This is a genomic window from Methylobacterium sp. AC690, from assembly GCF_979256535.1.
Genome location: NZ_CEEDOX010000025.1, coordinates 40,539 through 54,270, shown reverse-complemented (window position 1 = coordinate 54,270; position 13,732 = coordinate 40,539). Strand labels below are relative to the sequence as shown.

12 protein-coding genes are annotated in these 13,732 nt (G+C 64.9%); 4 read left to right on the top strand and 8 right to left on the bottom strand.

Annotation, left to right across the window (positions count from 1 at the left end; translation table 11 throughout):
• Positions 1 to 263 precede the first annotated feature (263 nt).
• Both AC0IY1_RS22910 and AC0IY1_RS22905 read right to left on the bottom strand, forming a co-directional pair.
• Positions 264 to 1,844, bottom strand: a complete 1,581-nt coding sequence (locus AC0IY1_RS22910; RefSeq protein WP_471772662.1) for a DHA2 family efflux MFS transporter permease subunit — start codon at positions 1,842 to 1,844, stop codon at positions 264 to 266.
• Positions 1,841 to 3,058, bottom strand: coding sequence for an HlyD family secretion protein (locus AC0IY1_RS22905; RefSeq protein WP_471772659.1), 1,218 nt, complete (start codon positions 3,056 to 3,058; stop codon positions 1,841 to 1,843). The genes AC0IY1_RS22910 and AC0IY1_RS22905 overlap by 4 nt, the downstream gene beginning before the upstream one ends.
• 75 nt (positions 3,059 to 3,133) lie before the next feature.
• Between AC0IY1_RS22905 and AC0IY1_RS22900 the strand changes: the two genes are divergently transcribed.
• Complete coding sequence (locus tag AC0IY1_RS22900; protein WP_471772657.1) at positions 3,134 to 3,820, top strand: TetR/AcrR family transcriptional regulator; 687 nt, start codon at positions 3,134 to 3,136, stop codon at positions 3,818 to 3,820.
• A 376-nt stretch (positions 3,821 to 4,196) separates the two neighbouring features.
• Here the strand turns inward: AC0IY1_RS22900 and AC0IY1_RS22895 are convergent, their stop codons facing one another.
• Complete coding sequence (locus tag AC0IY1_RS22895) at positions 4,197 to 6,359, bottom strand: TonB-dependent siderophore receptor (protein WP_471772655.1); 2,163 nt, start codon at positions 6,357 to 6,359, stop codon at positions 4,197 to 4,199.
• A 624-nt stretch (positions 6,360 to 6,983) separates the two neighbouring features.
• Between AC0IY1_RS22895 and AC0IY1_RS22890 the strand changes: the two genes are divergently transcribed.
• Positions 6,984 to 7,403 carry a thiol-disulfide oxidoreductase DCC family protein gene (locus AC0IY1_RS22890; protein ID WP_471772652.1) on the top strand — a complete coding sequence of 140 codons (420 nt, stop codon included), beginning with the start codon at positions 6,984 to 6,986 and terminating at the stop codon, positions 7,401 to 7,403.
• Between the two features lie 2 nt (positions 7,404 to 7,405).
• On the opposite strand, the gene AC0IY1_RS22885 is transcribed toward AC0IY1_RS22890, so the two are convergent.
• The 5 genes from AC0IY1_RS22885 to AC0IY1_RS22865 all read right to left on the bottom strand — a co-directional run bounded on the left by AC0IY1_RS22885 (position 7,406) and on the right by AC0IY1_RS22865 (position 12,228).
• The gene (locus AC0IY1_RS22885) at positions 7,406 to 8,749 is read right to left on the bottom strand and encodes a cytochrome P450 (protein WP_471772693.1); all 1,344 of its coding nucleotides are present in this window, start codon (positions 8,747 to 8,749) and stop codon (positions 7,406 to 7,408) included.
• Complete coding sequence (locus tag AC0IY1_RS22880) at positions 8,742 to 9,998, bottom strand: methyltransferase family protein (RefSeq protein WP_471772650.1); 1,257 nt, start codon at positions 9,996 to 9,998, stop codon at positions 8,742 to 8,744. The genes AC0IY1_RS22885 and AC0IY1_RS22880 overlap by 8 nt, the downstream gene beginning before the upstream one ends.
• Positions 9,995 to 10,372 carry a hypothetical protein gene (locus AC0IY1_RS22875; RefSeq protein ID WP_471772647.1) on the bottom strand — a complete coding sequence of 126 codons (378 nt, stop codon included), beginning with the start codon at positions 10,370 to 10,372 and terminating at the stop codon, positions 9,995 to 9,997. The genes AC0IY1_RS22880 and AC0IY1_RS22875 overlap by 4 nt, the downstream gene beginning before the upstream one ends.
• Before the next feature lie 221 nt (positions 10,373 to 10,593).
• A complete protein-coding gene (locus AC0IY1_RS22870) occupies positions 10,594 to 11,868 on the bottom strand; it encodes an acyltransferase family protein (protein WP_471772645.1) in 1,275 nt (424 codons plus the stop codon).
• A 123-nt stretch (positions 11,869 to 11,991) separates the two neighbouring features.
• Positions 11,992 to 12,228 carry a hypothetical protein gene (locus tag AC0IY1_RS22865; protein WP_471772699.1) on the bottom strand — a complete coding sequence of 79 codons (237 nt, stop codon included), beginning with the start codon at positions 12,226 to 12,228 and terminating at the stop codon, positions 11,992 to 11,994.
• 252 nt (positions 12,229 to 12,480) lie between these two features.
• On the opposite strand from AC0IY1_RS22865, the gene AC0IY1_RS22860 reads away from it, so the two are divergent.
• Together AC0IY1_RS22860 and AC0IY1_RS22855 are read left to right on the top strand one after the other, a co-directional pair.
• Positions 12,481 to 12,606, top strand: a complete 126-nt coding sequence (locus AC0IY1_RS22860; RefSeq protein WP_471772643.1) for a hypothetical protein — start codon at positions 12,481 to 12,483, stop codon at positions 12,604 to 12,606.
• 14 nt (positions 12,607 to 12,620) lie between these two features.
• A complete protein-coding gene (locus AC0IY1_RS22855) occupies positions 12,621 to 13,688 on the top strand; it encodes a serine hydrolase domain-containing protein (protein ID WP_471772641.1) in 1,068 nt (355 codons plus the stop codon).
• Positions 13,689 to 13,732 lie beyond the last annotated feature (44 nt).

Here is a 13,732-nt window from a genome sequence, read left to right as displayed (position 1 = left end):
GGAACGACCGACCTGGATTTTCCCATGAGGGTGTCCGACCGACGGCAATGAGGGCGGCGGCCTCGATGTGTCCCATCCCAGGTTGGTGACGGCCTCGCCTAGGTGCGCGAGAGGACTGACGCCTTGCCCGCGAAGGTGGGAATCGCCGCGGCACGCAACGTATCCGAAAGGTGTCGTGGCCGACCCGCGCAGGGGGCGGAGCGCAGGCCGGCCACTGATCGCACGGTCACAAGGCGGACAGTGCGATCCGTCGAGCGGCAGGTTCAGTGCGCCTCGATGGGGCCCGCCGTCCGCTGCGGCTTTTTCAGGATGGCGACGACGCCCAGGCTGAGAACGAGGCTGACGCCGACGATGTAGAACCCGTCCGCGTAGGCCATGACGTAAGCCTCGCGGCGAACCTGCTGGGCCAGCATGCCGATAGCGGCGCCCTTCGCGGCCGCCTGGTCGGCGATATGCCCGTGCAGGCCGGCGGCCAGCGCGGCGAGGCGCTCCTGCGTCCGCGTGGCGTTCACGGTGATCGCCTCGGCCAGCACCGAGAAGTGCATGTGCTCGCGCCGGTCGATCATCGTCGAGAGCATGGCAATGCCGATGGAGCCGCCGAGGTTACGCATCATGTTCGACAGCGCCGAGGCGTCGGCCGTGTCGCGCGGTGCGAGGCCCGCCGTCGAGAGCTGCGAGAGCGGGATGGTGAACAGCGGCTGGCCGATGGCCCGCATCAACTGCGGCAGGATCAACTGGTCCATGCCGACGTCGTGGGTGAGGCCGACGTTGATCCAGCAGCTTGCAATGAAGAACAGCGTCCCGGTCACCACCAGCAGCCGGGCGTCGAAGACCCGCATGATCAGGGGCATCATCGGGAACAGCAGCAACTGCGGCAGCCCGGACCACATCACCACGTAGCCGATCTGCTGGGCGTTGTAGCCCTGGATCTGCGCGCAGTAGACCGGGATGATGTAGATCGAGCCGAACGAGACTGCGCCGAGGACCGTCATCAGCACGCACGAGCCGCCGACCGAGCGGTTGCCGAGCACCCGCAGGTTGATGAAGGGCCGCTCGGCCATCAGCTCGCGCACGATGAAGCCGGTGATACCGGCGGCCGCCAGCAGCGACATGTTCACGATGATCTGCGAGCCGAACCAGTCCTTCCGCTGGCCCTCCTCCAGCACGTAGGTCAGCGCCGGCAAGCCGGTGGCCATCAGGCCGATGCCGATCCAGTCGCCCTTCAGGAGCTCGGCCCACCGCGCCGGCACGTCGTCGAAGGCGCCGAGCTGGATGCCCATCGCGAGCGGGCCGAAAATCAGGTTCAGGTAGAAGATGTAGTGCCAGGAGAAGTTGTCGGTGAGCCAGCCGCCCACCGTCGGGCCGATGGCCGGGGCGAAGGTGGCGGTCAGCCCGAACATCGCGATGCCGATGGTCTGCTGGCTCTTCGGCAGGCGCGTGCGCACGATGACGATGGCGGTCGGGATCAGCACGCCACCGGTGAAGCCTTGGCCGGCGCGGAACAGGATCATCTGCGGGAGCGAGGTCGAGAGCGCGCAGGCGAGCGAGAAGGCCGTGAACAGCATCGTGTTCATCGACAGGTACCGTCGAAGGCCGATCACCGAGGAGAGCCAGCCGGTGAGCGGGATCACGATGATCTCGGCCATGAGGTAGGCGGTCGAGATCCAGCTTCCCTCCTCGGTGGAGGCTCCGAGCGCCCCCTGGATGTCGGCGAGCGAGGCGTTGGTGATCTGGATATCGAGGATGGCGGTGAACGCGCCGAGGATCGCGCCGAACACCGCCAGCCAGTCGCGTGCGCTCGCCTTGACCTCAGGTGCCGTCGTGGCCGTCGCGCCGGCGCTCATCGCGGCAGCGCCTCGCTCACGAGCGCCGGGCGCGGCTTGCCCTGCCGAGGCTCGACCCGCTCAACCTCATCCCGTGTATGCACCGTCGCCTCGACCGAGAGGCCCGGACGCAGCCGCGCGAGCAGCGGGTCCCCATCATCCAGGGCGATGCGCACCGGCACGCGCTGGACGACCTTGGTGAAGTTGCCGGTGGCGTTCTCCGGCGGCAGCAGGGCGAACTGCGCCCCGGTGCCGGGCGAGAAGCTCTCGATACGCCCTTCGAACGCGTGTTCGCCAAGCGCATCGACCGTGAAGGTGACGTTCTGACCTTCGACGATCCGCCCGGTCTGGGTCTCCTTGAAGTTTGCCACGAGGTAGATGTCGCGGCCCATCGGCACCACGGTCAGCATGCCCGTGCCGGCGGAGACGAACTGTCCGACCCGCAGGGAGCGGTCGCCGACCACGCCGTCAACGGGCGCCGTGATGGTGGTGTAGGTCAGGTTGAGCTGTGCCTGCTCGACCTTCGCCTGCGCCGCCTCGAGGCTCGCCTTCGCGCTTCCCTCAAGGGCGCGGAAGCTCTCCACCTGCTTCCGGGCTGCATCAAGGGAGGCAATGGCCTTGTCGTGCGCCGCCCGCTTCTGGCGCAGGTCGGCATCCGCCTGCTGCTGGCGCTGCGCCGTGCCCGAGCCGGTCTGCAGCAGGTTCTGGTAGCGGGTGTATTCCTTGCCGGCGAAGTCGAGAGCCGCGTCGGTGTTCTCGACCTCGGCCTTCGCGGACTGGACCTGGGCCTGCTGCTGCAGGATGGCGGCGGCGGTGCTGAGGAGCTGGGCCCGGCTCTTCCCGACCTCTGCCTCGGCCTGCTTGAGCATGACCCGATACTCGCGGTCGTCGAGGCGGGCGACGACGTCGCCGACCTTCACCGGCTGATTGTCGCCGACCAGCACCTCGGCGACGTGGCCGGCGATGCGCGGGGCGACGGTCACCTTGTCGGCCTGCAGGTAGGCATCCTCGGTCGTCTCCAGGAACCGCCCGACCGTCCACCAGTGCCAACCGTAGCTGCCACCACCGCCCAGGGCGGCGAGGAGGAGAGCGGGAAGGATCCAGCGCGACTTCCGACGCTTGGCAGCCGGTGCAACGGCTGGGTGGCCCGAGGCGGCCGGCGTGGGATTGCCCCCCGTCGCCGTGAGAGCGGTCGGAGCTTCCGGTTGGGGAAGATCGCGGGATCGAGCGTCCATGGTGCTGGCCAACATCAATACGATACGGTAGTGTATCGATACAGGATGAGACCGGACGTGACAAGGAGCATGATGATGGCTGAGACCTCGACCGCCGAGCCCGAGGCGACATCGAAGCGCGGCACGGGCGGGCGGCCGACACGCGAGGAAGCCGCCCGGCGCGAGGCGCGCATCGTGGAGGTCGCCACCCAATTATTCATCGAGCGCGGCTTCGACGGCACCTCCATCGACGCGGTGGCGGAAGCCGCGGGCGTAAGCAAGCCGACGCTCTATTCCCGCTATCAGGACAAGCGCGCCCTGTTCGAGGCGGTCCTGCAGGGCCGCATCCGAGAATGGCTCGCCCCCCTCTCGGCGGCGGCGGAGATGCAGGCTCTCAGAGCTACCCCGAAGGATGCGGCGACGGTGCTGGACGAGCTGAGCCGCAACCTTCTTGCCCGCTCCCATGCACCGGGAGCCGCCGCGCTCACCCGCTGCATCGCCGCCCAGGCCATGCAATTCCCCAACCTTGCCAAACTGGCCTACGAGGAAGGTTGGCTCCGGGGCGTCAGGGCGGTCGGCTGCCTTCTTGGTGTCATGGTCGAGCAAGGACAGATCGCGGTCGACGACCCCGAGATCGCCGCCGACCTGTTCCTCAATCTCGTCCTCGGGCGGAGTTCGAGGCAGGCCCTGTTCGGCATCGAGGTGGATGCCGAGGCCCAGGAAAGGCGCCGTCGCGCCGCCATCGCCCTGTTCCTCGCCGGCGTCCGACCCGAACCTGCCTGAAGCACGCGAGGACGATACCGATTTTTGGTAAGCGGATTGCGGTTGAAATCCGACGTCACGTCGCGAAGACCTGCGATGCTCGTCGTTGCGTTACGGAAATGTCCGCTTCGTCGCCCATTCGCCTGAAAGTAGACCGGAAAAAATCCATCCTTCTCGGACTTTGCCGCCTATAGTGATCTGTGTCGGTAAAACGACCGATTTCGCCACCTACCAGATATGGTGGTGAGTGGGTGTCTGCCCCGACCAGAGTTGCTCGTGTTTCCTTAGGGTGGATTTCAGCTGGTCTGCTTACCGGCAATTCAAGCGTTACAGTAGTCGTGGACGCCAGACAGATGGGCGATCCGTCGCAGAAGCCCCTTCTTGGCAACGATAGAGGTCAAAAGCGTGCTGCGACACCACCCATGATCGTGCGCGGCATACCCGGTGTCGCGTAGCGGTTCTGGAAGGCGCGGTCGTAGTAGTTCGTGTCGAGCAGGTTGTCGACGTTGAGGTAGACCCGCACCTGCGGAGTGATCCAGTAGTACGAGATCAGGTTGACGACCGTGTAGTCCGGCAGTCGAAAAGTCGAGAGGGCGGTGCCGGCCACGCGCTGACCGACATGGGTCACACCAGCGCCGAGGCCGAGGCCACGCAACTCCGCCCGTTGGAACTCGTAGACACTCTGCAGGGCGAGGGTGTCGGCAGGGATGTTGGCGATCCGCGTGCCCACGGGCAGTGTGTTGTCACGACTTACAGCGGCATCGGCATGGGTGTAGGTGCCGATCATTCGCCAGCCGGGTGCCAGATACCCGGCGACCGTCAGGTCGAAGCCCCGGCTGCGCACCTCGCCGGCCGCTACGCTGAAGTTTAAATCGACTTCATCGGCCGTGAGGACGTTGGTGCGCCGAATGTCGAACAGAGCCGCCGTGGCGCTCAGTTGTCCGTCAAGCAGGCTGAGCTTGGTGCCGACCTCGTAGCCCTCGCCTTGCTGGAAAGCGAAGGGGCGTCCCGAGCGATCCGTGCCGGTATTCGGCAGGAAGGAACGGCCGTAGCTGCCGTAGACCGAGACCTCATCGGTGAGATCGTAGGTAAGGCCGAAGCGCGGGGTCGCGACCGTGTCCTGCAGGCTCGTGGTGCGGCCGGTGCGGTAGTCGGTCGAGACGAGGCCTAGGCTCTCCACGCGCACGCCCAGGAGGGCATGGAGGCGTGGGGTGAGGTCGATCTGATCCTGAACGTAGCCGCCGAAGCTCTCGGTGTTCTGCAGGAAGTTGGTGATCGAGGCGAGAGGAGGCCGGGTGGATTGCCCGTAGCGGGGCGCAAGGAGGTCGAGGGTGAAGGGGAAGAGGTTCGCGTTCGAGCGGTTGAAGATCTCGCGATAGCGGTACGTGTCGTACTCCAAGCCCATCAGCAGAGTATGGCGAAAGGGGCCGGTCTCGAACTTGCCCGCGAGGTTGAGCTGCAGGTCGAGGTCCGACCAGCTCAAGTCGCGATGTTCGAAGGTTCGGCGCAGGGTACGCCCATTACTGAGGACATTCATGGCGCCCACGCCGTCGCCGACGAGGCTCCCACCCAGAGCCTGGACGCCGGCCGTGACCACCCAGTTCTGATCGAGCTTGTGCTCGATGCGGAGTTGGCCGAGGGCGTTGTCGTTGCGCACCGGCGGGATGCCAGGCTCGCCGATGAAGCGGTTACGCGGCAGGGCGCGGATGTTACCGTTGATCGGCACGACGCCCCGGTCGAAGGTCGCGGTCGTGCTGGCAAACTCGCCCTCCAAAGTGATCGTGGTGTCGGCGGTCGGCTTCCAGGCGATGACGGGAGCGAGGTAGTAGCGGTCGCTGTGCACGAAGTCGCGGAAGCTGCCGTTGTCCTCCACGGCGCCCGTGACGCGAGCGAGCACTCGGCCTTCCTCGTCGAGGGCGCCAGTGGCGTCGAAGGTGCTGCGCTTCTGGTTGAAGCTTCCGAACTGCGTGCCGATCGCGAGGGCGCGCTCGGCCAAGGGCTGTTTGGTCACGATGTTGAAGGTGCCGCCGGGATCGCCGCGTCCGTAGAGGAAGGCGGACGGGCCCTTCAGCACCTCGATCCGCTCAATGGAGACCACGTCCGGCGAGGGCGGGTAGCCCCGGTTGATCGGGAAGCCGTTGCGGTAGTACTCGCCCGTGTTGAAGCCGCGGATCGTGAACTCCGTCAGGCCAAGGCCTGCAAAGTTGTTGGCCCGGCCGACGCCGGCAAGATCGAGGGCGGTGTCGACCCGCGTTGCGGCGGCGTCCTGCAGAACCCGATCCGGCACGACGACGACCGTCTGGGGCACCTCCCGTATCGGCGTGTCGGTGCGGGTCGCGCTGACGCTGTCCCGTGCAAGGTAGCCATCGACCTTGCGTGCTGTTCCGCCCGCAGGCCCTCCGATGCCGGCCACCGAGAGTTCGTTGAGCTGCACCTCTTGTGAAGCATCTGCGGCGAGCTGGGCTACGGCCGAACTGGGCCCAAAACTGACCAACGAACCCGATTGCGCCACAAGCACGAAGGCAGCGGACGCCGCCAGGGTAGTGCTTCTTTTGGTCATTTTTCTCGACACGATCACGGACGCAAACCAACTTGGATCAATTCCGTCCGTTACGGTCCAGAAACATACGCGGTCAAGCTCGCGGGGATCCGAGCACACACGCCTAGCTTCGAGGTCTTCGAATGTATCTCAGTCTAGATCTAGAAGCGTTATAATCTGTCGCGTCTCGCAGGAAGTGTGTTGCATGCGCGTAACAGCGGTGAAGGTCGTTCGCGGGTCAGCAGTCCTGTTTGTCTTGCATTCGGTTTGTAGCGGCATCCCGTCTGCGTACCTTTAACGAACAGCGCAACCGCTGGACGCCCTGACGGTTGGATGGCTGCTTTCAGGAAGTGCTCGGAGATGGCCGTATGACCGACGGGGGTCGTAAGCGGAAACTACCCGTTCGTTCTCAAATCCGACGTTAGGCAGAATATCCTGTCCGCGAGGGCATGCCCTGGCGGACACCTCGGACGCGCCAAAAAGTCTGTCCGGATGAGCTACAAAGATACAACTGTGATCGTCACCGGCAGGGCCGAAACCCTTCATGGGGTTCGGGGAGCGAAGCGACGAGAGCATGGTCCCGAAGGGACGCACCCTGCTGGCAGCGTCATGGTACTCTGGTAGGCTTCATCTGGCACGTTTTCTATGTCGCTGATTTTGGAAGACCGCCCCTGGGTCGTGTTCGATGGTGAATGCGTCCTCTGCAATCGGTTCGTTGGTGTTCTACTCACCCACGAGCGTTCACCGGATTTGCGGTTTGCGACCACGCGCTCGCGTATGGGACGGGCGCTCGCGTCTCGTCACGGTTTGACCGAGAGCGATCTGGACAAGACCTACCTCGTTGTCCGAGGGCATCAGGCCTGGACGCGATCCGATGCCTGGATCGAACTCATGAGCCTCATGCGGGCGCCACTGGGGTGGTTGCGACATCTGCGCGTGGTGCCGCGATCGTGGCGGGATGCCGTTTACGACGGGATTGCACGCAATCGGTATCGCTGGTTTGGGCACCATACGATCTGTCAGGTTCCCTCGGCAGAGGCGCGCCATCGGTTCGAGCTCGACTGAGGTCAGTCGACTGCGCTCGTCCAGCGTTGCCGCAGGCCACCACGGGGGCGCAGAGAGAAACGGGCCTCCGGGACCGGATCGGCGCTCTCTGGATGTGGCGTCCAGGTCCGAACGAGCGTGGCGATGGCGATCGACACTTCCATCAGCCCGAAAGTCTGTCCGATGCAGACGCGAGGGCCTGCGCCGAAAGGGAAGTAGGTGAAAGGCTGATGGTCTGAATCGAGCCACCGGCGGGGATCAAAGCTCTCCGGATTGGGGAACCAGCGCGCATCTCGTTGGGTGATCCAAGGCACGACCTGAACAACGTCCCCCCGGCGCACCGGCAGCCCGGCGATCGTCACGTCTCGGACCGCCCGGCGTAGGAACATCGTGTAGGCAGGCGGATAGAGTCGCAAAACCTCGCGGACCGTGCCGCTGAGGAGAGGCATAGCCGGTAGGTGGTTTGCCGCAACGGGTCCTGTCCTGCAGACAGCGACGATCTCCCGGCGGAGCGCCTTCACGAGGTCGGGCCGCGGCGCCAGGGAGGCGAATGTCCACGTCAGAGCCGCGGCCGAAGTCTCATGGCCGGCGATGAGAAGGCCAGCGACATCGTCGCGGATCGCATCGGGCTGATCTTCTCGACCGGCAACGAGTGTGCCGAGGAGGTCGATCCCGGCGGACGCACCATCGGCGAGGCGTGCGACGACCAGGTCGCGCACGAAGCGCCCGAAGGTGTCCATCGCCCACCTTTTCCGCCGCTTGGCCGGTGTCGGCAGACCATCCGGCAGGACGATCGGCGTGGTCGCTTCGCGGTAAGCGATCTCGGACAGGGTCCGCACGGCGATGCCAATCTCGTCGAGCACAGCATGGTCTGGGACCGCCCCGAACATGGTGGTGAGGGCGACATCCAGCATGAAGTGGCCCATGGCCACGTCGACGTCGAAGACAGGCTCCGGCTCGCCCGCTGCGATCGCTTCGGAGAAGGCGGTCGCGCGTCGGGCGATCGCGTCGGCATAGGCCGACAGGTTTCGGGTCGCAAAGACCGGCAGGACGTGTCGGCGCCTCTCGCGCCAGGCCGGTCCATCCGCCGTCAGAACGTTCTCGCCGTTCCACTGGCGCAGGATCCGCATCAGCCGTTCGAACCTGATGAACTCCTGGGCCTGCCTGGCCATCACGGCTTCGACGTGGTCGGGATGGAACAGCAGCCAGAGCCGGTAGGGCCCGAGCCTCAGGCGCACGGCGTCCCCGTGCCGGGCCTTCATGTCGTCGTAGAAGCCCAGGGGATCGCGGCGCAGGCGGAGCAGGTGATCGGTGCCGAGGGTAGGGCTGAACGGCGTAGCGGCACGCAGCGGGGGGGCGTCAGACAAGGCGGCGCTCCTTGGCCTCGCGCACAGGCGAGCGCGTCGAGAAGGGGGCCAGAACAAGCAGCAACGCCGAACCGAGGAGGACGGCCGCGAAATTGATATGCGACAGGGCCCAGGCGACCGCGTTTGGACCTTGGGCCGCGTAAGACCCGTCGACGTACCGCAAAGTCGTGCCCGGGCGGACGTCCAGGCCCCTGACTCGCCGTTCGAGCCAAGCGGCGAGGAGCGGCTGCCATGACACGGTGGGTGAGAACTCGAACCGTGCCGGCTCGACCGTCCATGGGTGCCAGCGCGGCCACCACTCCGGAACGGCCTCGCGATAGGCCAGCCAATCGGCGGGGAAGCGCTCGAGGAGGTCGTATCGGTGGTGCCATCGGACCATGCCGAGGACGAAGACGAGCGCCATGGCGGCCGCTGCCATGACCCAGGGGTTTGCGAGGACGGCGCCCATGAGCAGCCAGAGCGCGGCCGTACAGGTCTGCATCGGATTGCGGATGTAGGCGTAGATCCCACCCCGGACGAGCCGAACGGTAGGATCGAGGGGGATCGGCGTCCCGCCGCCGCGGAGGGCGAAGAGGTGCGCGCCGGTTGCTCCCAACAGGAGCAAAGGCGCGGCGACGATTGCCGCGGTCACGAGGATCCAGGGTGTCCTCGGCACATCGCTCCAGGACCCACCCATGGCCCGCATGATGAGGGTCGGCAGGAGCGCGAAAGCAAGCCAGCCATAGCCGAAGGCGAGCAGGGTGACGCGTGCACCGAGCCTGCGGTTCTCGGCGGTCCAGCGTGCGAGGAAGAGCGCCGGGATATGTGCGATCAGGAAGACGAAGAGTACGCCTGTGAGCCAATCTGAGCCTGCATGCACGAACGGTCGCAACGACGAGAACAGCGGCGCATGGAGGCAGACGACGATCGAACCAGCCAGCAGGACGGGATTGGTCTGCGGCGCCGCGAGGAACAGCACGGGGCCGAACAGCAAGGCTCCTCCAAGCAGGATATCGAACGGCATGCCTGCCAGCATCAGGGCGCCGCCCCCGTAGTGCCACCACCCGGCAGCAAGGGCGACCTGATGGGCGACAAAGATCGTTCCCATGCCGTAGAGTAGGGCAAAGAGCGCCGCGATCCGGCGGCGGTCGTCGCCCTCCCGCTTCATCAACCAGCCAGCGCCAGCCAGCGGCCCCAGAAACAAAGCCCAGCGCAGCGCCCAGAGGGCTGGTTCGGGCCATGCGCCGTTCGGAAGATAGGAAGCGATCACGCCAGTACCGCGCGCACGACACGGTCACGCCAAGTCGGCGGGATGCGTGTCACGAACAGCTCGACCAGGAGGAACACGACCGGCAAGCCGAGCGCGAGCGGGAGTGCGAGCGAAGGGACCGCCACGATCAGCGTAAGATGCGCGGCGGTGGCGAGGCGCATGAGGAGCCCTTCCCGCGTGCGGGTGGGCGGCATCCTGAGCAGTGCCGCGACGAGAACAACGGGGAAGATGACGCCCAGGGGCAGGGTCAACAGGGCGGTCTCCTCTCCCATCTGCAAGGCATGGAGCGCGACGGCGACGCGTAGCAACCCAAGGGCCGCCAGCGTACCGAAGATGGCTCGAACCACCCATTGCTGCGGGCGGAACCCACTCATGGCGAAGCTCCTGCGCTTACGATAGGACCAGGGGATGCCTCGCCAGTTGATACCGGCGAGGTCGGGTAATGCCCGCCGCAATGTCGACCAAACTTTCCCCAGTACGGGCCACGCGACGCGGTCGTCGAAGTGACCTACGTCCAGATCGGGCCGAAGGCGGAAGGCGCTAAATGTCAGGAATACGATCGTTTAATCTACATAACTTTGTTTTTGATGCCGGACTAGATCTGGCTTGCAGCACGCCAAGCGCGAAAGCTGCGCGTCAAGTGTGCGAGCGTCCGGTCAACAATCCAGCCGAACCACATTCGTAAGGCCGGTTCGACACGGGTTGCCACGGCAATCGCGGCTAAGCACGCCGTGCTCATACCAAACAGAAGCGACGCCAAAAGTGGTAGGCCGACGCCCAGAGCGAAGCGCATAGCTAGAACGCCAACGAAGGTGTGCAGGAGATAGAGCGGGTAGGTCGCTAAGCCGATCGTTCGTACCCAGGCAGCACCGCGTTGCCCGAGGAGAGCGTGTAGCTGTCGATCGAGCACGAGGCAGGCCGCGAGTAACGTGAGGAAGCCAACGAAGACCAGCTCGGGAACGTAGTTGAAAGTCTGTATCCCAAGTTCCGCCTCAGTTGCTCGAGCGTCGTAGGCAATCTGCAGAAGGCTGCCGAGGCTGCAGAGGCACAATACGACGAGACGCTGTCCAGTGATGCCGCGGAACGCCATCAGCCAGACGAGGACACCCAGCGCGAAGTCGCAGCCATGGGTGATCAACAACAGTTTGGCGATACGCTTGCTCGCTAGGACATCGAGACCAGGCAGCCAAGGCGTCGAGGCCGCGATCCAGATTGCCGTGGAGATCAGACCAACCACTGTCATGACGATTTCCAAGCGATGCCCGGCTTGCAGGAGCAGCAGCGTGAAGACGACCGCGTAGAAGGCGATCTCGATGGCCAGCGTCCAGTAGACCCCGTCGATCCAGGTAGGTACGGGAAACAGCACGAGGGTGCGGAGGTAGGTCAGGGTCATAGCCGTGGCCGAGAGCGGCAAGAAGGCTAGCGCGAGGAGGAAAGAGATCGTCGCGCAGATCCAGACGCCCGGCATCAGGCGCAGGAGGCGGCTGCGCAGGAAGCGTTCCGGCGTCGCGCCTTCGGCCGAGTAGGCAATGACGAAGCCCGAGATCGTGAAGAAGATCGGTACGCCGATCCAGCCGACGGCGGCGAGTTCGAGCAGGTCCGGGAAACGGGCCTTGCCATCAAGGAGCATCATCGCCTCGCTGGAGGGAATGATCCAGGACGTGCAAGCGAGGTGGAACAGCATGACGGCGCTGGCCGCGAGGAACCGCAGCAGGTCGATACCGACGACTTGCGTTTTCCTGCCCTCACCTGGAGACATATGCGATTGTAAAATCATGCGAGGACATCGATGGTGAGCGCGGCTGTCGCAGAACAGCCGCTGGAAACGCCACCCTGCCACCAATTCCTCCAACACGAAGAGAGCTGCCACCCTTTATCGGCTGACTGAGACGTCTTTTTCCAGCAATCACCAGGTTTTATTACGGATCGCCGGGGGATCGCGCCTCTTTCAGATTGAGCAGCCGACTACTCCCGATGGCTCGACCTTCAGGGCTCACGCGTTTCGGGCTGGATACATCACGGAAAGTGTAAGCCCAGGCGTGGATCCCACGTGCATTATGGACCAAAGCGGGCATCGGGACCCGAAGACGGTGGTCGGGTAGGCCGCCGATGCTGGCGAGCCGATGTCGACACGGGGCCAATGCACGAGGACCTTGCCCTGCGCATTGATGCCGTGAACTTGGAACACGTTCTTCGCCAGATCGAGGCCGATGGTGCTTACCTGTGCCATGGACGGCTCCTGTCGATGAGATCAACGACCTCATCTTGGCACGGCGATGCCGTGGCGGGGGCCGTCCACCCCATCAAGCCCCGTGGTCGCGCGCTACGGATCCGCTCCGGGAGTGGTCGCACCTCTCGGACGGAAAATGGGACTTGATATCCTGGGAGGATAGAAATGCTCAGCTACCGAAGGACATCGGACGGAACACGACGTGGCAGAGCCGGAAAGGCCAGCATCCATCCCGGAAGGATCCCAGCTTTAATGGGCGGCATACTCGCGGCGCTCGCGCTCCATGCCGCATCCTCCGCGCATGCCGGCGGCGGCGGAAGCTACGCCCATGCCACGGAGACGATCGGCACGGGCCAGCAGCCTACGATGGCCTGCTGACGCCGGATCTGACCGTGAACACCCTCCGCAACGTTGACAGTCTGTTTCCGACGCGGGCCGTGGCGGCCTCCGCACGGCCGGCCGCCTTTCGGATCGCGCGGAAGCAGCTCGGACAGATCAGGTTCGCCGTCGGCAACCGGACTTACGACCTCACCGACTTCCTCGCTGTAGATCGGGTATCCGGCATGATCGTCCTGAAGGACGGCGAAGTCGCCTACGAGACCTACCAGCTCGGCAACACGCCGGGCACCCGCTGGACCTCGATGTCGATTGCCAAGTCCGTCACGTCGACACTGATCGGCGTAGCGGTCAAAGAGGGTCTCATCGAAAGCTTGGATGAGCCGGCGACGAAGTACGTGCCGCGGCTCAAGGGTAGCGCCTACGACGGCGTAAGCATCCGCGATGTGCTAATGATGTCGTCCGGCGCGAAGTGGAACGAGGCCTACACCGATCCTGGATCCGACCGGCGCGATCTCCTCAAGGCGCAGGAATCTCAGCAGCGCGACGCCGCCATGGATGTCATGGCGAAGCTGCCCCGCGCGGTCGAGCCCGGAACGAAGTTTAACTACAGCACCGGTGAGACCCAGGTGGCTGGCGAGATTCTTCATGGCGCTATCAAGCGTCCTCTCGCCGACTACCTTTCGGAAAAGATCTGGAAGCCCTACGGCATGGAGGTCGAGGCCAGATGGTGGCTGGACTCGCCCGGCGGGCTTGAGATCGCCGGCAGTGGCCTGTCGGCGACGCTGCGCGATTTCGCGAGGTTCGGCCAGTTCTACCTCGACGGCGGCGTGGTCGAGGGCAGGTCGATCCTGCCCGACGGATGGCTGCAGGAAGCTAGCACCGCCAAGATCCTGAAGGGTGGCGCTCCGCTGGACTACGGCTACATGTGGTGGATCGCCACCTCGGCTCCGGCACGGGCCGACAGAGCATTCATGGCCCAGGGCATCTTCGGCCAGTTCGTCTACATCGACCCCAAGGAGCGCGTCGTGATCGCCGTAACGAGCGCGGCCTCAAAACCTCAGAACCTTCAGCTGATACCGCCTCAGGTGTTCTTCGACGCCGTCGTGGACGCTTTGAAGTAGCAGAAGCGGCGATCGCACGGATCCGCAGTCTCAAGAAGCAACGG

Bases quoted from the DNA above. Each gene is read 5' to 3' on its own strand.
- AC0IY1_RS22865 (WP_471772699.1), bottom strand. From the start codon at position 12,228: ATGGCACAGGTAAGCACCATCGGCCTCGATCTGGCGAAGAACGTGTTC.
- AC0IY1_RS22890 (WP_471772652.1), top strand. From the start codon at position 6,984: ATGTCGCTGATTTTGGAAGACCGCCCCTGGGTCGTGTTCGATGGTGAA.
- AC0IY1_RS22895 (WP_471772655.1), bottom strand. From the start codon at position 6,359: ATGACCAAAAGAAGCACTACCCTGGCGGCGTCCGCTGCCTTCGTGCTT.
- AC0IY1_RS22875 (WP_471772647.1), bottom strand. From the start codon at position 10,372: ATGAGTGGGTTCCGCCCGCAGCAATGGGTGGTTCGAGCCATCTTCGGT.
- AC0IY1_RS22905 (WP_471772659.1), bottom strand. From the start codon at position 3,058: ATGGACGCTCGATCCCGCGATCTTCCCCAACCGGAAGCTCCGACCGCT.
- AC0IY1_RS22900 (WP_471772657.1), top strand. From the start codon at position 3,134: ATGGCTGAGACCTCGACCGCCGAGCCCGAGGCGACATCGAAGCGCGGC.
- AC0IY1_RS22910 (WP_471772662.1), bottom strand. From the start codon at position 1,844: ATGAGCGCCGGCGCGACGGCCACGACGGCACCTGAGGTCAAGGCGAGC.
- AC0IY1_RS22860 (WP_471772643.1), top strand. From the start codon at position 12,481: ATGGGCGGCATACTCGCGGCGCTCGCGCTCCATGCCGCATCCTCCGCG.